Raw genomic sequence first — 25,105 nt, 5'->3', positions numbered from 1 at the left:
AAATTTATAGGCTGAATTTGCTTAATTTTAATCATACTGACCCCTGAAAACAGAAATAATATATGCCATTCATTGAGGAAAGCGATTTGTTGGAATTGCACAAGGATATTGATAAGGCTCAGATTATCAATGAGCGTCTTCTAGATCAGATAAAATTCAAGAACAAAGAAATTAAAAGGAACAAGATACAGCGCAATGTACTGGCGGGTATAACAGGACTCTTTCTTATAGGAGCCCTGGCCGTTACTTCTTTTTCGGCAGGTGTCAGCAGTTCAGCTTCATACGAAAACAGGAACAACCTTTTGGTTTCCATTGATAGTCTGGAAGCAATAAAATATAGAATGGACAACCTGAAAAGGAAAAATGAAGAACTCAGTCAAGTCAAAGAATTTTATTTGGCCAAGAGTTTCTTGGAAAAGGAAACAATCTACTCCGTACAGATCAAATCATTTGTCGATAATAATCTAACACTTACCTCTGAGGCGTTGTCCAATACCATGTTGGTGAAGACCCATCCATTTTATTCCTATTCACTGGGCAATTTTGAATCCTTGGCGGAAGCCAGATCTTTTAGATATCAATTGGTCAAAATGGGCTTTGCAGATGCTTTTGTTGCTTCCTATCAGGATGGAAAAAGGATTAAAATAGAAGAACCTTATTAATTTTGTCCAAAACCAAGGCGTGGCTCAATGCCGCGAGATTACGAACACTCCCACTATCCATTTCAGGTATAATTGTAGGTACCGGATTAGCCGGGTTTTATGGTTATACTGACCCTATTATTTTTTTTCTGGCATTACTGACCACTATCGGGTTCCAAGTAACTTCCAATTTTGCCAATGATTATGGCGACGGGGTAAAGGGAACGGACAATGAGGATAGAATTGGTCCCAAAAGGGCACTTCAGAGCGGTATTTTATCCAAGGAAGAACTCAAATTGGGGATTGTACTGAGTATTGTCATAAATATTCTTTTGGTACTCCTATTGGTGTACATGGCATTTGGAATTGAATATTACGGCTACATTCTTTTGTTTTTAGTGTTAGGTGCAGCCAGTATCTGGGCGGCCATCAAATATACTGTGGGAACTTCTGCCTATGGTTATAAAGGTCTGGGGGATCTATTTGTTTTTCTCTTTTTTGGACTGTTAGGGGTCCTTGGGTGTATGTTCCTATATACAAAGTTCATTAATATGGACGCTTTTTTGCCTGCCATCACCATTGGGTTGTTGAGCGTAGGCGTTCTCAACTTAAATAATTTAAGAGATTCACAGTCCGATAAAAAGGCTGGCAAAAATACTTTGGTGGTTAAAATGGGGTATCAAAATGGGAAGCGATACCACTACTTTTTATTGCTCACGGCCTTTCTGGCAATGCTCGTGTTCATAGGTCTTAACTTCATGGATTGGATCAGTGTTATTCCACTTTTGGGCTTTGTGCCCATAGGGGCTCACGTGAAAAAAGTATATGAAACCAAGGATCAGGTTTTATTGGATCCAGAACTGAAAAAATTGGCGCTAAGTACATTTTTATTGGCAATATTGTTTTACTTTTCTTTTAATATTTTTTCGTAAATTTGGTCAGTTAACAATCAAACCACACTCAATTTGGAACAACCAATTAAGATTCTTATAGTAGAGGATAACGTCATCATCGCTGATGATATGCAATCGATGTTAGAGGAGATTGGCTATGAGATAGTAGACAATGTGATTGTCTATGAACAGGCAGTGGAAGTACTTAAAAACAATCAGGTAGACCTGGTCCTAATTGATATCATTCTAGCTTCGGACAAGACGGGAATAGATCTTGGAAAACACATCAGGGACAACTATAATATTCCCTTCATTTTTGTGACTTCCAACTCGGATAGGGCCACGGTAGAAAATGCCAAGACGGTGAAGCCCAACGGGTATTTGGTGAAGCCATTTGAACAGCAGGATCTTTACACTTCCATCGAAATAGCACTTTCCAGTTTCAATTATTCTGAAAAAGGAGATAGTGATAACTCCAATGATGAGGATGAGAAGCTCATGTCCAATTCAGTACTGAAAGATTCTATCTTCGTTAAAAAACAACATTTGTATTACAGGATACAATTTGGCGACATCCAATTCATTAAAGCGGATAACGTTTACTTGGAAGTGAACACAGCGGATAAGAAATTTTTGGTCAGATCACCATTAAAGGATTACCTGGAGAAATTGCCCCAGAATAAATTTTATAGGGCCCATAAATCATATATCGTCAATGTGGATCATATTGATGCCATCAATTCAAAGGATATCATGATCAATAATACATTAATACCTATATCCAAAGAATTCAAGGAGTTCATTATTTCGGCGATGAACTCGTAAATTTTATTCCAGTAAGTCATAAAACCATTCTCAGTATCTGCTGGGAATGGTTTTTTGATTTTGATCACTTTGTGAAATCCAAGCTATATTTTTCTACAAAAAGGGTTTATTTTATCGATGAAATACACCCTTAAAATTAAATGTTGCATTTCACAACATTTCTGGGCGGTTATACAACAATAGTATGGCAAATACCTAAGATGCACATATCTTTGAAGTGTAATTGAAAGAGACCCAAATCTTATCATTTTCATATATAGTGTTCCTAAAAGGCTGTGCATCTGATGTACGGCCTTTTTAGTTATTATGGTTGCCTTAAAAAATAAGGCTGCCATAAGAGACAGGTTTATTCTTGAACTTAATTTTACTGCTGCTTTTTGGCAAATGAAAAGGTGACGTTTGTTGCATTGTGGAGGACAAAAACTGGCCACATTATCAAATCTATTGACAACAAAATTTCATCGTTGACATTTTATAATGTTATTTTTGAAATATGAATCGTCTGTCCGTTTCAAACGACTTATTTTACAAGTATCAAAGGGATGGTACCTTTGAAAAATTTAATGAATTTTATTCCTTGGCAAATTATGGTTAGGTTGCTTATCAACATATTTGGATTTTTAATTGCGTTTCACTTGGCTACGGGTGTTTTACATGCACAATCCGTTTCGAAGGAGGACAGCACCTTAAGAAAGTTCAAGATCAAGGAAGGTGCTACTGATAAGTTCAACTACTTCTTTGATTCTCCCAACAGGTACAATGAAAATTCTGCTTATGATTGGTTGGATGCCGTTCAAGTGGATTTGGTAAAGGCTGAAAAGGACAAGGATTCCATCAGTATCAGGAAGTTCAAAATAATGCAGTCCCAAATCTATCACGATCTAGGTGATTATGATAAAAGTGTGGCTATTGCCAATGAGCTTTATAAGAATAAAAGTAGTTTGGATCTCAATACGAAAAAGATCCTGTTAGATCTGATGGATTACAATTATGCCCGCCTTCAGATGTATGACAAACAATTGGAAATCCGTAAGGAGAAGAAGGCGATAGGCTTGAGTAAAAATGTTGCCACCTATGATATTTATGCCAATCTGGGCCTTCCAAGAAAGGCCATGCAGGACTATATCATGGAAGTCATGAAGACCATTAGTGAGGATGACCACTATTCCTTGGCAAAATACCACAATAACATTGGGAATTATCTGCGCTTGGATAACTCCTCTTCCGTAGCACTATCAAAATTCAAGGAGGCCAAAGGACACATAGATATTTTCTTGAATGACATTACCAATATTAGAACGGAAAGGGAAATTATTGAGGCCAATTATTTGAAAGGTATCATTGAGGGAAATATTGGTAGGTGCTATGCACAATTAAGACAATATAAGGAAGCGATTCCATGGCTTGAGGGCAGTATTATTACCATAAAAGAATTCAATAAAGGAAAATTCTCTTCCGATGTAGTGGAGAACACGCTGGAACTGGCAGAATGCCACCTTCAGTTGGGTAATTACGAAAAGGCCAGACAGTATCTTAAAGCAGATCTCCAGCCAAGAAAAATTGACAATATCTTGAAAAAGAATAGGGCCTTGGCTACCTATTACGATAAAATTCAGGATTATAGAAATGCCGCTTTCTATCTAAAGAAAAATGTTCGAATCAGGGATTCAATAAATGTTTATGAATCTGCATTGCGCACCCAGCAATTGGCCGCATTGACCAGCCAGGATTTGGAGAACAGCAGGAACCAAATGCAGGAACAGAAATTGGCGTTGGAAAAATCCCGTCTAGATCTACAAGCCAAAGACGAACGTATCAGTCTAGTTTTTATCTCTTTAATATTTACCCTATTGGGTTTTGCCGGATTGGTTTATGCTTATTTGAAGAGTATAAAGACCCAGCGTTTGATTGCCGAACAGAAGTATATCATTGAGGCCTCTTTGGTGGAAAAAGATTCACTCCTTAAAGAAATTCACCATAGGGTGAAGAACAATCTTCAAATGGTATCCAGTCTATTGAGCCTCCAGACCAAAAATACCAGGAGCAAGGCTGCTATAGAAGCACTGGAAGAAGGCAAGAGCAGGGTTAAGGCCATGGCCCTGATCCATCAAAAATTGTATCAGAACGATGACCTTTCGGTTATTGAAATGCAGGGCTATATTGAAAGTTTGATCAATAGTATCCAATCGGTCTATAAAAAAGGAGGACATAATATTAACATTACCATTGATGCTGAAGGTACAGAACTGGATATAGATAGGGCCATTCCATTTGGATTGATACTCAATGAACTTGTCTCCAATTCCTTTAAATATGCATTCCCTACGGATGATGAAAATGGAAAAATCTATATACATCTTCGTAAAAATGGGGAACAGGGATATTTTGAATATACCGATAATGGTATTGGCTTACCAGAAGATACGGACGAGCGTACCAGCGCCTCAATGGGTATTCGTTTGATGAACCGTTTGGTGAATCAGCTTCAATCTACCTTGAATATCGACAAAACTGCCGATGGAGTCCGTTTTTGGTTCAATTTTAAATAAATTTGAATCAAAAATCCAGAATCATGAAAATTACTTTTTTAGGGCATGCAACGTTACTCATAGAGACAGGTGGTAAAACCTTATTGGTAGACCCATTTATTTCGGGCAATGAAAAAGCGAAAGAAAAGATTAAGGTCAAGGACTTAAATCCGGATTATATCTTGGTTACCCATGCGCATCAAGACCATATATTGGATGTGGAGGCCATTGCAAAGACTTCTGGAGCCACCATTGTCAGCAACTATGAAATTGCCGTTCACTATCAGGAGAAAGGATTTAAAGCACATCCCATGAATCATGGAGGACAATGGAATTTTGATTTTGGGATACTTAAGTATGTCAATGCCATCCATACCTCTTCTTTTCCAGACGGATCTTATGGTGGACAACCTGGGGGATTTGTTCTTTCTGACCATGAAAAAAATATTTACATCGCTGGGGACACGGCCCTGACCATGGATATGAAATTGATTCCGCTTACCACTAAACTGGATTTGGCCGTATTGCCCATAGGGGACAACTTTACCATGGGCGTGGATGATGCCGTTTTGGCGTCTGACTTTGTAGCCTGTGATACTATCTTGGGCTATCACTTTGATACTTTTGGATATATTGAGATAGACCACGAATTGGCACTGAAAAAGTTTGGTGACTCAGGTAAAAAATTACACCTGCTGGAAATTGGGGATTATATCAACATTTAATTACCTGACCTCGCTTTTTAAAACCACCCTGTGGAGCAACTTAGGGAGGAATCGTTTAAGGTATACGCCTAAGATTTCCTTTTTCCCAATATAGGCCTCAAATTTTTGTTCCCTTATAGCTTGGATCATCTTGATGGCAAAAACAGTAGGGTCCAATCCATTTACAGTGGCATGATCATTACTCAATTGCTTTAGACCACTTCCGGTCAGGGCATTTTTGGCAATATTGGTATTTACAAAACCAGGGCATATAAGGGTAACCAAAATACCGTCTTTTTCGTGTTCCATGCGCAGGACATCAAAAAAGCCGTGAAGGGCATGTTTGGCCGCACAATAACCAGAACGGTATGGAGATCCAAACTTTCCCATTACACTGGTCACGGTGACAAATTGCCCCTTCCCTTGTTTTATGAAGTGGGGCAGAATGGCCTTTGTCAAAGCTACGGTACCCAGATAATTGGTATCCATAAGTTTTTTATAAACTTCTATATCGGTATTGGCGATCAAGGAACGTTGGCTGATTCCGGCATTGTTGATCAGGATGTCTATTTGACCGTAAAAGGAAATAGCTTTTAGAACTACATCATCCATTCCTTGGTAATCATCCAGTTCCAAGCACAGCATATGGACTTGCTCCGGATAGGTGCATTTATTTTTAATGGTCCTTAGTTGTGCTTCATTCCTAGAAGATATCACCAGCGAACAGCCCAATTTGGATAGTTCGTAAGTAAGTGCTTCCCCAATTCCCGAAGACGCTCCGGTAATCCAAATTGTTTTATCCCCAATCCTTTTCATTTCTTTGTTTTAATCATTCAAAATATAGTTAAATTTGGTTCCATATGATTAAAGCCGAGTACAAAAAATACATCTTGGACTTCAAAAGACCAAGTGGAACTTCCCGTGGGGTGCTTCACCAAAAAGAGACTTGGTTCCTTGTCATTAAAGATGGGGATCGTTTTGGTATTGGGGAATGTGGAATACTGAGAGGGTTGAGTATTGATGATGTTCCCGACTATGAGGCTAAGTTAAAATGGACCTGCGACAACATTCATTTGGGAAGTAAAAAACTATGGAGCCAGCTAGCGGATTTTCCAAGTATCCAATTTGGGATCGAACAGGCGTTTGTCTCTTATGAATCCAAGGAGCCTTTTGAACTTTTCCCCTCTCCCTTTACCAAAGAGGCGAGGCCCATTGCTATCAATGGCTTGGTCTGGATGGGCGATGAAGGTTTTATGCTCGAACAGATACAACAAAAATTGGCCGAGGGTTTCAATTGCATTAAAATGAAAATTGGGGCCATAGATTTCGATACTGAGATATCCTTATTATCTTCCATTCGTAAAAAGTACAATAAGAACCAAATAGAACTTCGTGTAGATGCCAATGGTGCCTTTAAGATGGAGGAGGCCATGGAGAAACTTAAAATTCTCTCACAATACGACCTTCATTCCATTGAACAACCCATAAAACAGGGCCATAGTTCTGAAATGATGGAATTATGTGCCAATTCCCCATTGCCCATAGCCTTGGATGAGGAATTGATAGGAGTGACCTCCTTGAAAGAAAAAGAAAAATTGCTAAAAGCGATACGGCCACATTACATCATTTTAAAACCTAGTTTGGTAGGAGGGTTCCGAGGTAGTTCGGAATGGATAGATATTGCTGAAAAATACCATATCGGCTGGTGGGTCACCAGTGCCTTGGAGAGTAATATTGGATTAAATGCCATAGCCCAATGGACTGCTACCTTGCAAAATGATCTCCCCCAAGGTTTAGGAACGGGAAGCTTGTACACCAATAATATAAAATCGCCTTTAAAGGTTGAAAACGGTAAGATATATTACCAAAAAAATGAAACTTGGGATATGAATAAAATTGAGCAGATATGTACATAGAACAGGCTTATAAAGGCCTTCATGAAGGTTGGCGTTATGTAGTGGGTATTATTATCATTTTTTTTGGTTGGCAAATTATAGGGATGCTTCCGTTGGTCGCAACCCTTATTGTAAAATCGGTAGGGCAAGGCAATATGCCAGTAGATATCCCGGGGATGTCTGCCTTATTGGGTACCAATCTTTTTTTGTTTCTAATGCTATTGTCCTTCGCATTTGGACTGTTGGCGACCTTGTTGACAGCAAAGCTTGTACACAATCAAAAAATTATCGATTTGACCACTTCTCGAATAAAGGTGGACTGGAATAGGATCGGTTTTGCTTTTTTTCTTTGGGCGATCATTTCCATTATTATGGTTGGGGTCGACATAGCATTTTCACCGGAGGATTATATTTTTAATTTTAAACTGGAACCTTTTTTATATCTTTTGGTCATCGGTGGGATATTGATCCCTGTACAGACCAGTTGTGAAGAATATTTGATGCGAGGGTATTTGATGCAGGGCATTGGCATTTTGGTTAAAAACCGGTGGCTGCCCTTGGTTATTACCTCCCTTGTCTTCGGACTTTTGCATTTGGGAAACCCCGAAGTGGAAAAATTGGGTTATGGCATAATGGTGTATTATATAGGAACAGGGTTCTTTTTGGGGATCATGACATTAATGGACGAAGGTTTGGAACTTGCATTGGGCTTTCATGCCGCCAATAATTTGACGACGGCCCTTTTGGTGACGGCCGATTGGACAGCCTTTCAAACCGATTCAATTTATAGGGATATTTCGCAGCCCCAATTGGGCTGGGACGTTTTTATCCCGGTATTGGTAATATATCCAACCGTTCTTTATATTTTTTCGAAGAAATATGGATGGAAAAACTGGAAAGAAAGATTAATAGGAAAATTACAAGTAGAAAAATCAATCAGCTAAATGTTATGGAAACAATGGTAACCAATTATAATGAAGTTCATCCAAAGTTTAAAATAAATGGTATCTCCTGTAATGCAGCGGAATTAAGGGAAATTGGATATTGTTTGATAAAAGAAGGAGTCCCTTTTGAAAATCCATTCGGAGATTTCCTATTGGATTGGCTGAATGATAAGCCCACCATCAGCGTAAAAACATCCGGTTCTACGGGAATGCCCAAAACGGTACTCCTTAGAAAAGAGCATATGATAAATTCGGCTTTGGGAACCGCAGAGTTTTTTGGTTTGGAAGCCGGGGACGCCGTGATTCATTGTTTGCCCGCGTCCTATATTGCGGGTAAAATGATGCTGGTCAGAGCCATGGTACTTGGGTTAAGGTTAGACTATGTGGAGCCCACAGCAACGCCATTGGCCGGTATTTCCAAATCGTATAAATTTGGGGCCATGGTCCCTTTACAATTGGAAAATTCATTGGACCAAGTAGATCAGATCAAAACTTTGATTGTCGGGGGAGCCCCATTGTCCATGCAGCTTAGAGACAAAATCCAAGCTTTGGATAATGACATTTATGAGACCTATGGTATGACGGAAACCGTTAGCCATGTCGCCATAAAAAAAGTTAGTCAAAACCCAGATAAGAGCGATCGTAACTTTAAAGTACTTCCAGATATAAAAATACATGCCGATGAAAGGGGATGTCTGGTCATAGATGCACCCTTACTGTCAGAGGAGGCTGTAGTCACGAATGATCTGGTGGAAATTATAGATGACCATGAATTTAAATGGCTGGGTCGCTATGATAACATCATCAATTCAGGAGGAGTCAAGCTGATCCCGGAAGAAATTGAAAGTAAATTGTCATCATACCTCTCCACAAGATTTTTTGTAACCGGAATGCCCGATGAAGTCCTAGGGGAAAAATTGGTGCTATTCGTAGAAGGGAACGGCGTGGCCAACAACTTTTTGGAGGAATTAAAAAATAAGGGATCCCTCCAGAATTTTGAAATTCCAAAGAAAATGGTGTCCGTAGCCAAATTTGCTGAAACCGGAAACGGTAAACTAGATAGAAATAGAACCATTGAACTAGCCACAGTATAAATTCACGGTATTACTAAAACCAAATTAAAACCAAACAATCCAATGAGAACTACCATTTTAATCCTTTTATTATTTTTTAACATCGCCTCCAATGCCCAACAAATATTACCAGAGGTGGAAAGGGCCAAAGTTGTAGATGAAATAATGGAGGACCGTTTCAATGTCTTGTTGCCAACCTTAATGGATAAAACAGGTATTGATATGTGGATTGTCATCTCAAGGGAATACAATGAGGACCCCGTAATTAAAACCATGTTGCCCGCCACTTGGCTGAATGCAAGGAGGCGGACCATTCTTATGTTTTACAGAAACAAGTCCAACAATACGATCGAAAAACTTGCAGTGGCCCGTTATAACGTAGGGGAGAGCATTTCATCTGCATGGGACAAGGAAAAAGAACCAGATCAATGGAAGCGATTGATACAATTGATCGAAGAAAGGAAGCCATCCAAAATTGGACTCAATTATTCAAAGGACCATAACATAGCCGATGGCTTGGACAAAACCGATTATGATGAGTTTATGGCCAACCTTCCCAAAAAATACCTGTCCAGCGTGACTTCAGCAGAAAAATTGGCCGTAGGATGGATTGAGACAAGGACGGAAAGGGAAATGGTTATCTATAATCAGTTGGTTGATATTACCCATGATATCATAGCGGAAGCCTTTTCTGAAAAAGTAATTACACCGGGAGTGACCACCACAACTGAGGTTGAATGGTGGATGAGACAAAAAGTAACCGATTTGGGCCTTGAGACATGGTTTCACCCTACCGTAGATATCCAAAGAACCAGTGATGAATTGGTATCCCACCTATATTCTTTTTCTGGAAGGCCAGAGGATATGGTGATCCTTCCGGGAGATTTATTGCATTGCGATTTTGGAATTACCTATTTGCGTCTCAACACCGATTGCCAGGAATTGGCCTATGTCCTGAAGCCTGGGGAAAAAGAGGCTCCCGCATTTTTGGTCAATGGGTTAAAAGATGGGAATAGGGTACAAGATTTTTTGACAAAGAATATGATTGCCGGCCGTACAGGAAATGAAATCTTGGCGAAATCCCTGTCGGAGGCCAAAGCCGCTGGATTGAGGCCGTCTATTTATACCCATCCATTGGGTATGTACGGACATTCAGCAGGTACTACCATTGGCATGTGGGATTCACAGGGCGGGGTGATGAAAGATGATGGTGAGAATTATCCATTAAATCCAAATACGGTGTATGCCATAGAATTGAATACTACAATAACAATTCCTGAGTGGAATAGGGATATCCGAATAATGTTGGAGGAGGCAGGTTTTTATGGTGAGGACGGATTTAGATATGTGAACGGAAGGCAGACCGAGTTATTGTTGATCCCACGGATAAAGGGTCATCAGGGAAATTAATTTAACTTTTATGGGATTTAAAAGATTTTTATGCTGTTTCTGGCTCCTTGTCATCTGCGGAACTGTCCATGCTCAAAATGAAAAATATGTAATGGTAGGTTGGGATGCGTCCCTATCCATGGCAAATAGGTCCATTGAAAATGATCTTAAATTTCTGGAAAATTACTTCAAGGTCAACCAGGAAGCCAAGGTAAACTTGGTAATCTTCAGCAATGCCGTTATCGAAAACCAAGAAATTCAGATCAGCAACGGAAACTGGACGGCCCTCAAAGAGAAACTGAATAAGGTAATCTATGATGGTGCTACCAATTATGGGGCACTGGAACAAGTTATCTCCTTACATCACACCGATTTATTGCTCTTTACAGATGGTAACCAGAATATGGCCGGTACCGTTCCAAATTTTGGAGTTAAGACCTTTATTATAAACAGTAGCCCCAATAAAGATCAATTTGGACTTAACAAACTGTTGGTGGCCAATAAGGCCAGGATATTCGATTATGGGGTTTTGGAAGCAAAGGAGGATGTAACAGGCTCCCCTAAAGCATCCAATTCTGAACCAGCTAAAGCAAATGAACCAAGATCGCTGGGAATAAATTTGGAAGAGGTTGTTGTGACAGAAAATACTAGGAATAACAAGGAAGATAGAACAGTGAGGACTGCTTCTGGTGAGATAGACGAAGATAGGGTAGGTGTGGCAGTACAATCCATAGGGGAGGAGGATATTACTCCAATACAAACCAATGTATCACAATCTGTCCAGAATAAATTTTCAGGTGTAGAGGTTAAGCAGAACCAGGATATCAGCCAAGTGAAAATGCGTACTGATAATTCCATGTTATTGAACAACTATGGTCTCATCGTTATTGATGGGGTGCCACAACAACAATCCAATTCCAACGGCTCTTCCCCATTGGCAAATTTTGGATTTTTGAATCCTGACAACATAGCGGATATCACAGTCTTAAAAGGCATGGCGGCTACGACAAAATATGGGACCTTAGGTGCCAATGGAGTAATCTTGATCACTACCAAGAGCTCAAAGGCACCAGTTGTTAAAGGTCAAAAACAAGATATGGCAAGGCTAAAGAACAATGTTTACGTGGAGGATATTGATCAGATAGAAACCACGTATACCGCTGTTTTGAAATCTTTGCAAAAATCTTCATCACCAAATGAAGCTTATGAGACCTATATAGCGTTGCGAAATTTTAATGGCAGCAGTGTTCAGTTCTATATGGACGCCTTTAATTATTTTAAGGCTAGCGAGCCTGAGATTGCCGTGAGGGCTTTATCCAATATGGTAGAATTGTTCCCCAATGATATTCCCAAGTTAAAATCGGCCGCTTTGGCCCTGTCTTCCATTGGGGCATACAAGGAAGTTGTCCAGATCAACGAAAGGATTTTGGTTTTAGATCCTAAGATGGTCCAATCCAATCTTGATATTGCTTTGGCTCTTGCAGACCAAGGGAAGTCGCAACAGGCATTGGATCAATTGTTGGCTCTGGCCAAGCGCAATGTCTCTTTCAACAATGAACAGTTATCAAAAACACTGGATCGCGAAATAAGGAACATCCTTTTTCTTCATCAAGATAAACTGAATACCACTAAAGTAGATCCAAAATATTTCCAAAATTTAAAATATAATGTGAGATTGGTTTTTGAGTGGAATACGCCCAAGGCCGACTTTGAATTACAGTTTGTAAATCCTGATAATAGATTCTTTGATTGGGACCATAGCTATGCATCCAAATCGGAAAGAATCCAAGATGAAATTGAGCATGGATATACAAGTGAGGAATTTGAATTCTATGGGGATGTTAGCGGGAAATGGATATTTAATGCTACGTATTTAGGAAGTAACGGGGACAGTACTCCCGAAATTTTTACTTTAAAATGTAGTATCTATGAAAATTTTGGAACTCCGGAACAATCAAAAAAAGAGGTTATGGTCAATTTCACCGAACCGCTACAAAAATTAAATGTGGCAACGATAATCGTGGAATAGCATGACTTTGCCATTCTATAGTGCTGATAAAAATATACCCACGTTGTAACGAAAGATCAAGATTCCATTTTTAGGTAATAATCCGTTGAATGTTTTCCGGATCCATAAAAAAGGAAGAATACACAAACAATTAGAACGGTAATGGCCAATATTAAATTGGTAGTATTCATCTCGCCTATAAAATTAATAAGGACGGCTCCAATAATTATGGGCAGCTGGGTAAGAACGGCCCATCGGGTATACAATCCGAAAACGATGAGTAGTCCTCCTATTAGATGTGCCGGCGCCACGTAATGAACCGCTAACATACTACCTGCAAATCCTTTTAAAGGAGCAATGAGTTCCAAAATCATTTGGGTATTGCCAATGAAATACAAACCTTTCACAAAGAGAAAAAGACCTAGAGCAATACGCAATAGGTCAAGAGGGTAATAGGTATGCTTATTCGCCCACTTGTTGAGTGTTTTAATAGTTCCCATGATTGAAAAGATTAAAATTACTCCTATTAAATTACTGAAAATAAGCGATATAACAAAATTAAACCTGTAGGACCCCTAAATTAAATTTCTTTTCTATCGGGGCGTGATTGGCGGCCTCAATACCCAAGGAAATCCAATTTCGGGTCTCCAATGGATCTATTACGGCATCTGTCCATATCCTAGCAGCGGCATAATATGGAGACACCTGGTCATCGTACCGGTCTTTGATTTTAGCGAAAAGCTCAGCTTCCTTCTTTTCAGTTATAGTTTCCCCCTTCTTTTTTAAAGAGGCTTTTTCTATTTGCAATAACACTTTGGCAGCAGAATTCCCACTCATTACAGCCAATTCTGCACTGGGCCAGGCTACAATAAACCTTGGGTCAAAAGCCTTTCCACACATGGCGTAATTACCTGCACCATAACTATTACCAATAACTATGGTGAATTTGGGTACTACAGAATTACTGACGGCATTCACCATTTTGGCACCATCTTTTATAATACCTCCATGCTCACTTTTGCTGCCTACCATAAAACCGGTTACATCTTGTAAGAATACCAATGGGATTTTCTTTTGGTTACAGTTGGCAATAAATCGGGTAGCCTTGTCTGCTGAATCCGAATAAATGACCCCGCCAAATTGCATTTCGCCTTTGGTAGTCTTTACCACCTTCCTTTGATTGGCAACTATTCCAACGGCCCAACCATCTATACGGGCATACCCTGTTAAAATTGTCTTGCCGTATCTTTCCTTATACTGTTCAAATTCAGAATCGTCCACCAATCTTTCAATGATTTCCAACATGTCATATTGATCGGAACGGGAAGCAGGCAAAATTCCGTAGATGTCCTCTTGTTTTTTGATTGGTTTTTTGGACGCTGTTCTATTATAGCCGGCTTTATCAAAATCTCCAATTTTATCAATAATGTTTTTAATGGTATCTAGGGCGTCCTTGTCGTCCTTGGCTTTGTAATCCGTAACGCCACTTATTTCACAATGCGTGGTTGCCCCACCCAAGGTTTCATTGTCTATACTTTCGCCAATGGCAGCTTTTACTAGGTAACTTCCTGCCAAAAATATGCTACCTGTCTTATCCACAATCAGTGCTTCATCACTCATGATGGGCAAATAGGCACCTCCCGCAACGCAACTGCCCATAACGGCAGCTATCTGGGTGATCCCCAAACTGCTCATGACCGCATTATTTCTAAATATGCGTCCAAAATGTTCCTTATCGGGAAATATTTCGTCCTGCATGGGAAGGTAAACACCGGCACTGTCCACAAGGTAAATGATGGGCAATCGGTTTTCTATGGCAATTTCCTGTGCCCTTAGGTTTTTCTTTCCGGTTATCGGAAACCAAGCACCGGCCTTCACTGTAGCGTCATTGGCTACCACGATGCATTGTTTGCCCTTTACATATCCAATTTTGATTACCACACCACCAGAAGGACACCCACCGTGTTCCGAATACATTCCTTCTCCGGCAAAAGCCCCTATTTCAATAGATTTTTTGCCCTTGTCCAACAAATAATCAATGCGCTCCCTAGCGGTCATTTTTCCCTGCTCGTGCTGTTTTTCGATTCTGCCTTTTCCACCACCCAAATGAACTTTGGCCAAGCGTTGTTTTAAGGTTGATAGTAGTAATTTATTATGGTCTTCGTTCTTGTTGAAGTTAATGTCCATTCCTTGAAATAGTTTCTTTTTGTGGCATAAAGATAAGGAGTTATATTGATTAACTTTGACAAAACTTAAGTTGAAAATGGAAAACAAAATACGATGGGGTATCTTGGGCCCTGGACGAATAGCCCATAGTTTTGCCAAAGATCTTAGGCTGACCAAAAGTTCAAAATTGGTAGCGGTGGCCTCAAGAAATTTGGATAGAGCTTCCGAATTTGCCAAAGAATATGATGCAGCCTATGCCTATGGCAGTTATGAAGAGCTATTCAATGCTTCGGAAGTCGATATCATTTATATTGCCACTCCCCATACCTATCATGCAGCTTTGGCCATAGCGGCTATGGAGCATGGAAAACATGTTCTCTGTGAAAAACCAATGGGGATCAATAAGGCAGAAGTGATGAAAATGGTGGAAGCTGCCCATAAAAACAAGGTGTTTTTGATGGAAGCCCTATGGACTAGGTTCAACCCGTCCATTAGAAAAATCAAGGAAATGGTGGATGCAAAAAAAATAGGTGATATAAGTTACCTGCAGGCAGATTTCGCCTTTTATGCTCTGGACAGGGAGGAAGAGGGGCGTTTGTTGAATCCTGCCCTTGCAGGGGGGTCTCTATTGGACATAGGTATTTATCCCATATTTTTGGCCTACCTAATGCTGGGAAAACCTCATAGGATACTCGCATCCTCGAAATTTCACCATACTGGTGCGGAAATTCAGACTTCTTTGATCTTCGAGTACGATAAGGCACAAGCCATGCTCTACTCTGGTCTAACCAGTAATTCCGAAATGAAGGCCAAGATCACAGGGACTGATGGTTCCATTTATATTCACCCAAGATGGCACGAAACCAATGGTTTTACTTTTGAAAGAAAGGGAGAGAAAGACAATATAACGGAACCTACCATTGGTAAGGGTTATAGCTATGAAATTGAAGAGGTCAATACTTGCTTGGCTTCCGGAAAACTGGAAAGTAACCTGTGGTCCCATAAAAATAGTTTGGAATTGATGGAGATCATGGACCACATAAGGGAACAAACAGGTATTGCCTTTCCATCTGAGGGCTAAAGTTTTTTCTTTTCATTTATTAAATCTTTTAAAATTTACGATATTTGTCGGTACCAAAAAAAACTAACAGAATATGGGAATGAACAAGAATACCGTGCTTGCGTGGGCGACCTTTATAATGATCATTGTAGGCCTTTCATTGATTGCGCTTGGGGCTTTTAGATATAAGGATATTGCAGGATGGGGTTTTGCAGCAGTTGGTATTGGTTTTTTTGCTATAGCTTGGGTGTTCAATGCCTTAAAGGGCAGGGTATAACTGAGCCAAATCATCAATTTTAATTATATTATTTTATGTCTGACGATAAGAAAGTCATTTTTTCCATGTCTGGGGTTACCAAAACCTATAAGACAGCCAATACTCCGGTATTAAAAAATATTTATCTAAGCTTTTTCTATGGAGCTAAGATTGGAATCTTGGGTCTTAACGGATCTGGTAAGTCTACGTTATTAAAGATTATTGCCGGGGTAGATAAGAATTTTCAAGGTGATGTAGTATTCTCTCCCGGTTATAAGGTGGGTTATTTGGAGCAAGAGCCACAGCTCGATGAATCCAAAACGGTATTGGAGATCGTTAAAGAAGGTGTTGCCGATACGGTGGCTATTTTGGACGAATACAATAAGATCAACGATATGTTTGGTCTTCCTGAAGTTTATGAGGATGCGGATAAGATGCAAAAACTGATGGATAAACAGGCTGAGTTACAGGATAAGATAGATGCCACTGATGCTTGGGAATTGGACACCAAATTGGAAATAGCCATGGATGCCTTGCGCACGCCCGAGCCCGACAAAAAGATTTCCGTTCTTTCCGGAGGGGAAAGAAGACGAGTGGCACTATGTAGGCTCTTGTTGCAAGAGCCAGAAATATTGCTTTTGGATGAGCCCACTAACCACTTGGATGCAGAGTCCGTACATTGGTTGGAGCATCACTTGGCTCAATACAAGGGAACTGTAATTGCCGTGACACACGATAGATATTTCCTAGACAACGTTGCGGGATGGATCTTGGAATTGGATAGAGGTGAAGGTATTCCTTGGAAAGGGAATTACTCATCTTGGTTAGATCAGAAGTCGAAGCGTATGGCCGATGAGAGCAAGGTGGCCTCCAAAAGACAAAAAACATTGGAGCGTGAGCTGGAGTGGGTACGTCAAGGAGCAAAGGGAAGACAGACCAAACAAAAGGCACGTTTAAAAAATTATGATAAATTACTGAGCCAAGACCAGAAACAATTGGACGAAAACTTGGAAATTTATATCCCCAATGGTCCAAGATTGGGAACCAATGTTATTGAGGCCATTGGAGTTAGCAAGGCCTATGGTGACAAATTATTATATGAGGATTTAAATTTCAAATTACCACAAGCGGGAATTGTTGGTGTTATAGGACCTAACGGTGCTGGTAAGACCACCATTTTTAGAATGATCATGGGAGAAGAGAATCCCGATAGTGGTGAGTTTGTGGTGGGAGACACGGCAAAGATTGCTTATGTAGATCAGAGCCATTCCAATATTAATCCTGAAAAGACTATTTGGCAAAACTTTAGTGATGAGCAGGAGCTAATCATGATGGGGGGAAGACAAGTAAATTCCAGGGCTTATTTGAGCAGGTTCAACTTTTCTGGCAGCGAGCAGAACAAAAAAGTAAATATGCTCTCCGGTGGTGAGCGTAACAGGCTGCATTTGGCCATGACCTTAAAAGAAGAAGGAAACGTATTGTTATTGGATGAGCCTACGAACGACTTGGATGTAAATACCTTGAGAGCTTTGGAAGAAGGTCTTGAGAATTTTGCTGGCTGTGCAGTGGTCATTTCTCACGATAGATGGTTTTTGGATAGGATCTGTACACATATTTTAGCGTTTGAAGGGAATTCACAAGTATACTTCTTTGAAGGATCTTTCTCTGATTATGAGGAAAACAAGAAAAAACGTTTGGGTGGTGATATTATGCCAAAACGTATCAAGTATAAAAAATTGATCCGCTAGATAACGATCCATATCAAGATAAAAAAATCCCGTTGCACAACGGGATTTTTTTTGTTTTAATAAGTCTCTGAAGGATACCAGTCCAACTGAATTACTTGGATGTCTGAGTTACCTTTTTCTACTAAGGCTTTAAAGGCAGAGACGTCACTTACATTTGGATTTCCCCTGTAATGGTAGGGGTAAACCGCTTTGGGTTTAAATGCCAGGACAGCATCGGCGGCACTTTCCACGGTCATCGTATAGGGTAGATTCATGCATATAAAGGCCATATCAATATTCTCCAAGGATCTCATTTCAGGAATATCCTCTGTATCTCCTGAAAAGTAAAGACGCTTGCCATCCATGTTCAAGATATAGCCATTTCCTCTGCCTTTGGGGTGCATCTGAAGTGCTTCTTTCCTTAAGTTATACATGGGAATAGCTTCTATGGTGATGCCATAGCGTTCCTTGGATTGCCCATTGTTCAAAACATCCAATTGTGTTGCGAATTCTTCGGGCATTTTATCGGCTACAGCCTGGGGAACAACAATTTTTGCTTTCTCTGTATTCAGTTCTTGAAGCGTTTCTAGGCTAAAATGATCTCCGTGAATATCGGTAATTAAAATGAGGTCGGGTTGCTTCTGTCCTTCAAAGGCAGTGACACCGCCAACTGGATCAACATAAATGGTTAGATTGTCCCATTCAAGAACAGTGGTGGCATGCGCTATAGGAATAATTTTCAGATCCGCCTGAACCGTTTTTGCCACCGAGGTTTCGTTAAGAGCTGGTTGGCTGGACATTTCCTTAGATTTTTCCTTACATCCCAACAGGATGGATGAAAGCACAGTAAATACAATTAAGATTGATTTCATAAAATGTACGATTTATTTCTAAAGATATTCTACAGGCTGTTGGAAAGGTGAATATTTAAATCGAAAATTCTTTTAGTCATATAAGGATTATCGATCTATAAGGTATTCCATTTTAATGTTGCTTCTCTCGTAAGGGGTATTTTTTTCCAATTCAATTTCTGTGAACCCGTACTTCTTATAGATATAGATGGCATTTTCCAATTTCGTATTGGAATACAGGATTATTTTTTGCCAGCTGTGCGACCTGGCAAAACCCAAGGCATGTTCCATTAAGGTTTGCCCAATTCTTAGTCCTTGGTAGTTGGGATCTACGGCCATTTTACCCAGTTCGTATATCCCGTCCTCCAATTTGATCAAGGAAAAGCACCCTACAATGCTGCCGTCATATTGGGCAAAGAAGATATAACCTCCTTTATCAACGATTGTCTGCTCACAATTTTCCAACAGTTCGGCATCATGTGGCTCCACATAAAAGTATTTTTCCAGCCAAGCCATATTAAGTTCCTTAAAGGAGACTGCATATTTGGGTTCAAAGGGTATTATTTTCAAGGACATGATAGGATCAATAATAATATGAAAGCATAAAATTAAGGTTAAGAATTGTTTATTGTGCGGAATAAAATTTTTTTTCCACAAAAAAATCTAAAAGAACAATTGCGACGTATATAGTCGTATACAAACAATCAACTTTTAACAAAAAGTAAAATCAACTAAGGTTAATTAATAATTTAATTATGACTGAGACAAAAAACAATAACAGTTTAAAAGTAATCGCTGGATTACTAGGTATCATTTTATTGGGTACTATTATTTACACCGTAAGTCTTTATAAAGACAAACAAAAGACTACTGAGATCTTGCAACAAGAAAAGCAGTTGGTAGTTGAAGATTTGAACAGCTTAAAGTCGGAATACGACAAAGCTATCTTGGAAAGTAATGCCACTAACGAAGAATTGGTAATCGCTAGGGACAAAATTGCAAAGTACATAGATTCTGTTAAAACTATGAAGGGTGATATTTCTGCTTTATACAGATTTAGAAACCAAGTTACAGTTTTGAAGAAAGAAAGAGAGCAACTAATGAAACAAGTAGATTCTCTTACAAGGTCTAACAGTAGGTTGGCCATGCAGAGAGACAGTACGTTTGTTGAGTTGGAAAAACAAACTGTTTTCAATGATTCATTGGTAGTACAGAATACGCAATTGGCTTCTGCTGTAGAAAGAGGATCGGCACTTAACCTTTCAAAGTTCTCTGTTGATGCTGTAAAAGAAAGATCTAGTGGTAAAATGGTTTCTACGCAAAGAGCAAGAGGTACAGATAAATTTAAGATTTGTTTTACTGTGGCCAACAATGCCATTGCACAGGCAGGTGATAGAGAATTCTATATTGAAGTATTGGATCCTCAAGGAAACGTATTGGGCGAGAGTTTTTCTAAAACTGTTGATAGCGGAGCTTCTGTAACCTATAGCAAAGAAACAAACTTCTATTACGAGAACAAGTCATTGGATGTTTGTGACTATATCAGCAAACCCGCTGGTGATTTCCAAAAAGGGAATTACATGGTAAACGTTTATGATGGTAAATTAAAATTATTGGGAACTTCCAAGTTCACCTTGAAATAGTAAACACTATTCATAATAAAAAGGGGCAATCATTTGATTGCCCCTTTTTTATTTTGCTTGTTCGCTATTGCGAATTTATTTCATGGATCCTACCATATCCTCGGGCTTTACCCAATCATCATAATCCTCAGCGGTAACATAACCAAGGTTTATGGCTTCTTCTTTTAAAGTGGTTCCATTTTTATGGGCTGTATTGGCTATTTCAGCTGCTTTATAATATCCTATCTTAGTATTCAATGCAGTGACCAACATCAATGAATTGTTCAGTAATTGTTTGATTACAGCATGGTTTGGTTCTATTCCAATGGCGCAATTCTCATCAAAACTCACACAGGCATCACCCAGCAATTCTGCTGATTGCAGGATATTTGCTGCCATCATTGGCTTAAACACATTCAGTTCGTAGTGCCCTTGGGTTCCACCTACCGTAATGGCTACATCGTTCCCCATTACCTGCGCACAGACCATGGTGAGTGCCTCACATTGTGTGGGATTTACCTTCCCAGGCATAATGGAACTTCCAGGTTCATTTGCGGGGATAATGATTTCGCCAATTCCAGAACGTGGTCCTGAGGCCATCATTCTAATATCATTGGCAATTTTATTCAGGGCCACGGCCAATTGCTTTAAGGCACCATGGCTTTCTACAATGGCATCATGGGAAGCTAGAGCTTCAAATTTATTCTCTGCAGTAACAAAAGGTAGATTGGTAAACTTGGCAATATATTCTGCCACCAGCACATCATAACCCTCCGGAGTGTTCAGTCCTGTGCCTACAGCAGTACCACCCAATGCCAATTCGCTTAAATGCGGCAATGTGTTTTTCAAAGCTTTCAGTCCATGGTCCAATTGGGAAACATAACCCGAAAATTCTTGACCCAAGGTGAGGGGAGTGGCATCCATAAGGTGGGTACGCCCAATTTTCACCACATTTTTGAATTCTTGTGCTTTCTTATGTAGGGTATCCCTAAGTTGGGTAACTCCAGGGATGGTGACTTCTACAATTTTCTTATACGCCGCAATGTGCATTCCTGTTGGGAAAGTATCATTGGACGATTGAGATTTGTTCACATCATCGTTTGCTTGGATGGTTTTCTCTCCTTCTCCTATTTTATGACCGGCCATCTCATGTGCCCTATTGGCAACAACCTCATTGACGTTCATATTGCTCTGTGTTCCAGAACCCGTCTGCCAGATAACCAAAGGAAACTGATCATTGTGCTTACCTTCCAATATTTCGTCACAAACTGCACCTATCATGTCCCTTTTTTCTTTGGAGAGGACTCCAAGGTCGTGATTGGCAAAGGCAGCCGCCTTCTTAAGATATGCAAAGCCATAGACAATATCCAAGGGCATGGAAGCCGAAGGACCTATTTTAAAATTATTTCGGGAACGCTCTGTTTGGGCACCCCAATATTTATCGGATGGGACCTTAACCTCTCCCATGGTGTCTTTTTCAATTCTAAAGCTCATTTTAAAGTGGTTTTGTTTCTCACAAAGGTACTGCTTTGCCAATTTATTTCCATTTTTTTTGAATTTGATTTGTAGTATTCATCTATTTCAAAGTATCTTTGTAAACGTTAAAATTTATCACTCATGTTTGAATTCGACCAGTACTTAGGTTTCTTAGCATTTTTAACGATACTTACCATTGGATTTTGGTTAATGATTTTTCTGTTGACCTTTGTTATTCCTTATTGGTTGGGTGGTTCATTGTTGGAATTCTTGAAAGAAAAACGCGACGCCAGAAAAGCGAAACGCAACGAATAATAAAAGAAGCCAAAAGGCTTCTTTTTTGTTTACGCCCCCAATATGCTTTTTGGACATCAGTTTCAATTCATGATTTGGACTAGAGCTTGTCAAATTATTATTTAATACAATTACAGTCTGTTATCTGTTACCTGGTTCGGTAGCTTGGGAAAAGCACCAATTTATTGCAAACCGTACCAAGAGATCAAAATATAAAAAAGGAGGCCATTTGGCCTCCTTTGAACGTCTTGATGACTGATTTCCATTAAGAACCACCAAAATCTCTTTCCTCATCTTCTGGCATGTTATTTCGTCTGCCATTCTGCTTTCCTTTAGGCTGATTGAACCTGTAGACAAACGAAAGATTAAACTGTCTTTGTCTCCATTGAAACTCACTATTGGAGGTGAAAAAGTCGGTCTCCGTAAAAGATCTTCTTTTTCTAGAATTTAAAAGATCACTAACGTTAAATGCAAGTGTACCCTTATCACCCATGATATCTTTACTGAAGGCCAAATTCAGGGAAAAAATTCCTTCATTGGTCGTCTGGGCATTGTTACTGGGACCGGAATAAAAGGCATTGGTTTGCCACTCTAATTTACCGGGTAAGGTTACCTTGGAACTAAATCGGGTAAACCAGCTCGTATTTTGCGCGCCATAATCCACACCGTTGAAAGCCCCCTCGGTTGAAAATTGAAAAAAATTGAAGCTATAGTTTAAACGAAGCCATTTAGTTGGATTATAAAGTACGCCCGCCTCTGCACCAATCCTTTCATTGGTAGATAGGTTAATAGGTACGGTACGAATAATCCTAATACCATCTTCTGTCAATTCTCCCGTTTCTTCCTGAACTCTTTCAAAAGAATTGGTCTCTTTCTGATAGTAAATAGAGGAGGTAAAGGTTAGCTTCTCCCATCTTTTTAAATAACCAAGGTCATACGCATTGGCAAAAGCAGGGTCCAAATCCGGGTTTCCTTGAAAAATATTGGTTCTACTGGACCTCGATGGAAATGGGTTGATATACCAACCTCTTGGTCTATTGATTCTACGGTTGTAACCTAGAGTTATGTTCTCTCTTTCTGCTATTTCAAAGATCAAGTTCAAGGTAGGGAAAAGACCTAAATAGTTTTTGTCAAAATTAACGTCGATATCTTCTCCTATAGATTCCTGTAAGGCCTCAAGATCAAAAGATGTCAATTCTCCTTTTAATTGGGTGTTTTCTAATCTTAATCCAGCCAGAAAAGAGAATTTTCCATACTTATTGCCATATTGGGTATAAAGCGCATTAACATTTTCGGTATATTTAAAATTATTGTCTTGTCTTAACACTAATTCCCCAGTCTCCAAATCTTCCGTTTCCAATTTAAAAGGATTATCGGTCACTTCAAAATTTCCACGATATCCTGCTTCAAACTGTGCATCTCCCAAAGGCAAGACATAATCCGCTTGAAATAAAAATTCTTTCTGGTTTTCCTTTTCCGTAATATTTTCAAAGGCCAATAAATCGTTATTGGGAAACGTATTGTTTTCTTGAATCACGGTAAAAATGTCTTCGGTATCAAAGGAGTACTGTAAGTCTGCTGTTAGCTTTTGACCGTCATCATCCAAGTTATTTATGTAATTTAATGATATTTGATTGCTTTTATCATCTTCATTCTCCTCTTCTGTTCTAATTGTTCTACTGGCGATATCGGTTCCTACAAAGCGTCTACTTAGGTTCTCCGTGACATCGGTTCCATCTGAAATTCTTGCGAAATATCCAGCTGTAATAGAAGATTTATCGGTTAGAAAGTATTCCATTCCAATGTTGAAATTAAAACTAAGGTTTTCCCTTTCGATGTCCCTATCCTCTATGATTCTATCAAAATCTCCACTGGTATATGTATTATCAGCGAATCCTCCACCGGGGGGTTGTCTATAACTGAAACCCAGCGTATTAAAAATGTTGAATTTGTCTGTACGTAGGTTGATATTGGAACTAAGCTGACTTGCAGCCGGATAACCAATACTGGTATTGATGGAACCATTGAAACCCAAGGTTTTTTCCTTTTTCAGGATAATGTTCAAGATACCGGCCGTCCCTTCAGCATCATATCTGGCAGAAGGACTGGTAATGACCTCCACCTTTTCAATTGCGTCTGCGGGTAACTGTCGTAAGGCATCGTTGGAACCGAACCCTGCCAGGGCAGAAGGTCTACCATTGATGAGAATCCGTACATTTTCATTACCTCGAAGACTTATGGCACCTTCTACGTCTACGCTTACGGAAGGTACGTTGTTCAGAGCATCACTAACACTGGCACCACTTGTGGTAATGTCCTTACCTATATTATATATTTTTTTATCGAGCCTAACTTCTACCGTTGTCCTTTCCCCGACTACTTCCACAGCCTCCAACTGTTCCACATTGATCCCCAATTTGATGGTGCCCAGATTCTTGGATGTATTAAGACGCTGGTTGTCCAAACGATAAGTGTTATAGGAAATGTATTCTACTCTAATATTGTACAAACCAGGTTCTGTTTCTACGCTAAACTTACCGTCAATATCTGTGATTCCTCCCGTTACTTTCTCTGGGTTATTTACACTTTGCAATATTAGAGTGGCATATTCCAAAGGCCCTCCATATTCCTGATCCAAAACTGTACCACTTACTGTAATAGGATTTGTGTCTCTTTGTGGTCTTTGGCCGTAGGTTAAGGCCGTTGTTAAAATAAGTAGTAGTGGTATTAGTTTTTTCATAGCTTGATTTGAT

21 protein-coding genes are annotated in these 25,105 nt (G+C 39.6%); 14 read left to right on the top strand and 7 right to left on the bottom strand.

The features are described 5' to 3' along the window. Window positions 1–62 precede the first annotated feature (62 nt). The 5 genes from WAA86_RS04905 to WAA86_RS04885 all read left to right on the top strand — a co-directional run bounded on the left by WAA86_RS04905 (window position 63) and on the right by WAA86_RS04885 (window position 5,612). Window positions 63–662, top strand: coding sequence for an SPOR domain-containing protein (locus WAA86_RS04905; RefSeq protein WP_337299866.1), 600 nt, complete (start codon window positions 63–65; stop codon window positions 660–662). Window positions 663–664: 2 nt separating this feature from the next. Continuing rightward, window positions 665–1,573: a 1,4-dihydroxy-2-naphthoate octaprenyltransferase gene (gene menA, locus WAA86_RS04900; RefSeq protein ID WP_337299865.1), complete on the top strand. Its 909-nt coding sequence runs from the start codon at window positions 665–667 to the stop codon at window positions 1,571–1,573. A 33-nt stretch (window positions 1,574–1,606) separates the two neighbouring features. Continuing rightward, window positions 1,607–2,359: a LytR/AlgR family response regulator transcription factor gene (locus tag WAA86_RS04895; protein WP_337299864.1), complete on the top strand. Its 753-nt coding sequence runs from the start codon at window positions 1,607–1,609 to the stop codon at window positions 2,357–2,359. A 587-nt stretch (window positions 2,360–2,946) separates the two neighbouring features. After that, window positions 2,947–4,908 carry a sensor histidine kinase gene (locus WAA86_RS04890; protein ID WP_337299863.1) on the top strand — a complete coding sequence of 654 codons (1,962 nt, stop codon included), beginning with the start codon at window positions 2,947–2,949 and terminating at the stop codon, window positions 4,906–4,908. Window positions 4,909–4,931: 23 nt separating this feature from the next. After that, the gene (locus tag WAA86_RS04885) at window positions 4,932–5,612 is read left to right on the top strand and encodes a metal-dependent hydrolase (RefSeq protein ID WP_337299862.1); all 681 of its coding nucleotides are present in this window, start codon (window positions 4,932–4,934) and stop codon (window positions 5,610–5,612) included. Here the strand turns inward: WAA86_RS04885 and WAA86_RS04880 are convergent, their stop codons facing one another. Next, window positions 5,613–6,407 carry an SDR family oxidoreductase gene (locus WAA86_RS04880; protein ID WP_337299861.1) on the bottom strand — a complete coding sequence of 265 codons (795 nt, stop codon included), beginning with the start codon at window positions 6,405–6,407 and terminating at the stop codon, window positions 5,613–5,615. A gap of 47 nt (window positions 6,408–6,454) precedes the next feature. Between WAA86_RS04880 and WAA86_RS04875 the strand changes: the two genes are divergently transcribed. The 5 genes from WAA86_RS04875 to WAA86_RS04855 are packed head-to-tail and all read left to right on the top strand — an operon-like array spanning window position 6,455 to window position 12,921. After that, window positions 6,455–7,507, top strand: a complete 1,053-nt coding sequence (locus WAA86_RS04875) for an o-succinylbenzoate synthase (RefSeq protein WP_337299976.1) — start codon at window positions 6,455–6,457, stop codon at window positions 7,505–7,507. After that, on the top strand, window positions 7,498–8,430 hold the full coding sequence (locus WAA86_RS04870; protein WP_337299860.1) for a CPBP family intramembrane glutamic endopeptidase: 933 nt from the start codon (window positions 7,498–7,500) through the stop codon (window positions 8,428–8,430). The genes WAA86_RS04875 and WAA86_RS04870 overlap by 10 nt, the downstream gene beginning before the upstream one ends. A gap of 5 nt (window positions 8,431–8,435) precedes the next feature. After that, window positions 8,436–9,524 carry an AMP-binding protein gene (locus tag WAA86_RS04865; protein ID WP_337299859.1) on the top strand — a complete coding sequence of 363 codons (1,089 nt, stop codon included), beginning with the start codon at window positions 8,436–8,438 and terminating at the stop codon, window positions 9,522–9,524. Window positions 9,525–9,566: 42 nt separating this feature from the next. Next, complete coding sequence (locus WAA86_RS04860; protein ID WP_337299858.1) at window positions 9,567–10,913, top strand: M24 family metallopeptidase; 1,347 nt, start codon at window positions 9,567–9,569, stop codon at window positions 10,911–10,913. 10 nt (window positions 10,914–10,923) lie between these two features. Continuing rightward, window positions 10,924–12,921 carry a TonB-dependent receptor plug domain-containing protein gene (locus WAA86_RS04855; protein ID WP_337299857.1) on the top strand — a complete coding sequence of 666 codons (1,998 nt, stop codon included), beginning with the start codon at window positions 10,924–10,926 and terminating at the stop codon, window positions 12,919–12,921. 56 nt (window positions 12,922–12,977) lie between these two features. On the opposite strand, the gene WAA86_RS04850 is transcribed toward WAA86_RS04855, so the two are convergent. Both WAA86_RS04850 and WAA86_RS04845 read right to left on the bottom strand, forming a co-directional pair. Next, a complete protein-coding gene (locus WAA86_RS04850; RefSeq protein WP_337299856.1) occupies window positions 12,978–13,400 on the bottom strand; it encodes a DoxX family protein in 423 nt (140 codons plus the stop codon). Between the two features lie 58 nt (window positions 13,401–13,458). After that, entirely contained in the window at window positions 13,459–15,087 is a 1,629-nt protein-coding gene (locus WAA86_RS04845) for an acyl-CoA carboxylase subunit beta (protein ID WP_337299855.1), read from the bottom strand. A 76-nt stretch (window positions 15,088–15,163) separates the two neighbouring features. Here WAA86_RS04845 and WAA86_RS04840 point away from each other — a divergent pair, with 76 nt between their 5' ends. From WAA86_RS04840 to ettA, 3 genes are all read left to right on the top strand, one after another. Further along, window positions 15,164–16,147, top strand: coding sequence for a Gfo/Idh/MocA family protein (locus WAA86_RS04840; protein ID WP_337299854.1), 984 nt, complete (start codon window positions 15,164–15,166; stop codon window positions 16,145–16,147). A 73-nt stretch (window positions 16,148–16,220) separates the two neighbouring features. Further along, on the top strand, window positions 16,221–16,403 hold the full coding sequence (locus WAA86_RS04835; protein ID WP_062054425.1) for a CAL67264 family membrane protein: 183 nt from the start codon (window positions 16,221–16,223) through the stop codon (window positions 16,401–16,403). Window positions 16,404–16,438: 35 nt separating this feature from the next. Next, a complete protein-coding gene (gene ettA / locus WAA86_RS04830; protein WP_337299853.1) occupies window positions 16,439–18,130 on the top strand; it encodes an energy-dependent translational throttle protein EttA in 1,692 nt (563 codons plus the stop codon). A gap of 56 nt (window positions 18,131–18,186) precedes the next feature. Here ettA and WAA86_RS04825 read toward each other — a convergent pair whose 3' ends face one another. Beyond that, a complete protein-coding gene (locus tag WAA86_RS04825) occupies window positions 18,187–18,981 on the bottom strand; it encodes an MBL fold metallo-hydrolase (protein WP_337299852.1) in 795 nt (264 codons plus the stop codon). Window positions 18,982–19,068: 87 nt separating this feature from the next. Next, window positions 19,069–19,536, bottom strand: a complete 468-nt coding sequence (locus tag WAA86_RS04820; protein ID WP_337299851.1) for a GNAT family N-acetyltransferase — start codon at window positions 19,534–19,536, stop codon at window positions 19,069–19,071. A gap of 179 nt (window positions 19,537–19,715) precedes the next feature. On the opposite strand from WAA86_RS04820, the gene WAA86_RS04815 reads away from it, so the two are divergent. Continuing rightward, window positions 19,716–20,603 (top strand): hypothetical protein, encoded by an 888-nt coding sequence (locus WAA86_RS04815; RefSeq protein ID WP_337299850.1) that lies wholly within the window; start codon window positions 19,716–19,718, stop codon window positions 20,601–20,603. Window positions 20,604–20,678: 75 nt separating this feature from the next. Here WAA86_RS04815 and fumC read toward each other — a convergent pair whose 3' ends face one another. Beyond that, window positions 20,679–22,076 (bottom strand): class II fumarate hydratase, encoded by a 1,398-nt coding sequence (gene fumC, locus WAA86_RS04810; RefSeq protein WP_337299849.1) that lies wholly within the window; start codon window positions 22,074–22,076, stop codon window positions 20,679–20,681. A 541-nt stretch (window positions 22,077–22,617) separates the two neighbouring features. Next, complete coding sequence (locus tag WAA86_RS04805) at window positions 22,618–25,092, bottom strand: TonB-dependent receptor domain-containing protein (RefSeq protein ID WP_337299848.1); 2,475 nt, start codon at window positions 25,090–25,092, stop codon at window positions 22,618–22,620. Between the last annotated feature and the right edge of the window lie 13 nt (window positions 25,093–25,105).

Source organism: Sediminicola sp. 1XM1-17 (genome assembly GCF_037203765.1).
GTDB lineage: Bacteria > Bacteroidota > Bacteroidia > Flavobacteriales > Flavobacteriaceae > Sediminicola.
The sequence above is the reverse complement of the archived record's forward strand: the minus strand, read 5'-3'. Positions and strand labels throughout refer to the sequence as shown.

Excerpts from the sequence above, each read along its gene's own strand:
- WAA86_RS04860 (WP_337299858.1), top strand. The coding sequence starts at position 9,567 with ATGAGAACTACCATTTTAATCCTTTTATTATTTTTTAACATCGCCTCC.
- WAA86_RS04805 (WP_337299848.1), bottom strand. The coding sequence starts at position 25,092 with ATGAAAAAACTAATACCACTACTACTTATTTTAACAACGGCCTTAACC.
- ettA (WP_337299853.1), top strand. The coding sequence starts at position 16,439 with ATGTCTGACGATAAGAAAGTCATTTTTTCCATGTCTGGGGTTACCAAA.
- WAA86_RS04820 (WP_337299851.1), bottom strand. The coding sequence starts at position 19,536 with ATGTCCTTGAAAATAATACCCTTTGAACCCAAATATGCAGTCTCCTTT.
- WAA86_RS04815 (WP_337299850.1), top strand. The coding sequence starts at position 19,716 with ATGACTGAGACAAAAAACAATAACAGTTTAAAAGTAATCGCTGGATTA.
- WAA86_RS04885 (WP_337299862.1), top strand. The coding sequence starts at position 4,932 with ATGAAAATTACTTTTTTAGGGCATGCAACGTTACTCATAGAGACAGGT.
- fumC (WP_337299849.1), bottom strand. The coding sequence starts at position 22,076 with ATGAGCTTTAGAATTGAAAAAGACACCATGGGAGAGGTTAAGGTCCCA.
- WAA86_RS04840 (WP_337299854.1), top strand. The coding sequence starts at position 15,164 with ATGGAAAACAAAATACGATGGGGTATCTTGGGCCCTGGACGAATAGCC.
- WAA86_RS04845 (WP_337299855.1), bottom strand. The coding sequence starts at position 15,087 with ATGGACATTAACTTCAACAAGAACGAAGACCATAATAAATTACTACTA.
- WAA86_RS04905 (WP_337299866.1), top strand. The coding sequence starts at position 63 with ATGCCATTCATTGAGGAAAGCGATTTGTTGGAATTGCACAAGGATATT.
- WAA86_RS04835 (WP_062054425.1), top strand. The coding sequence starts at position 16,221 with ATGGGAATGAACAAGAATACCGTGCTTGCGTGGGCGACCTTTATAATG.
- WAA86_RS04855 (WP_337299857.1), top strand. The coding sequence starts at position 10,924 with ATGGGATTTAAAAGATTTTTATGCTGTTTCTGGCTCCTTGTCATCTGC.
- WAA86_RS04890 (WP_337299863.1), top strand. The coding sequence starts at position 2,947 with ATGGTTAGGTTGCTTATCAACATATTTGGATTTTTAATTGCGTTTCAC.
- WAA86_RS04870 (WP_337299860.1), top strand. The coding sequence starts at position 7,498 with ATGTACATAGAACAGGCTTATAAAGGCCTTCATGAAGGTTGGCGTTAT.
- WAA86_RS04865 (WP_337299859.1), top strand. The coding sequence starts at position 8,436 with ATGGAAACAATGGTAACCAATTATAATGAAGTTCATCCAAAGTTTAAA.
- WAA86_RS04825 (WP_337299852.1), bottom strand. The coding sequence starts at position 18,981 with ATGAAATCAATCTTAATTGTATTTACTGTGCTTTCATCCATCCTGTTG.
- WAA86_RS04850 (WP_337299856.1), bottom strand. The coding sequence starts at position 13,400 with ATGGGAACTATTAAAACACTCAACAAGTGGGCGAATAAGCATACCTAT.
- WAA86_RS04880 (WP_337299861.1), bottom strand. The coding sequence starts at position 6,407 with ATGAAAAGGATTGGGGATAAAACAATTTGGATTACCGGAGCGTCTTCG.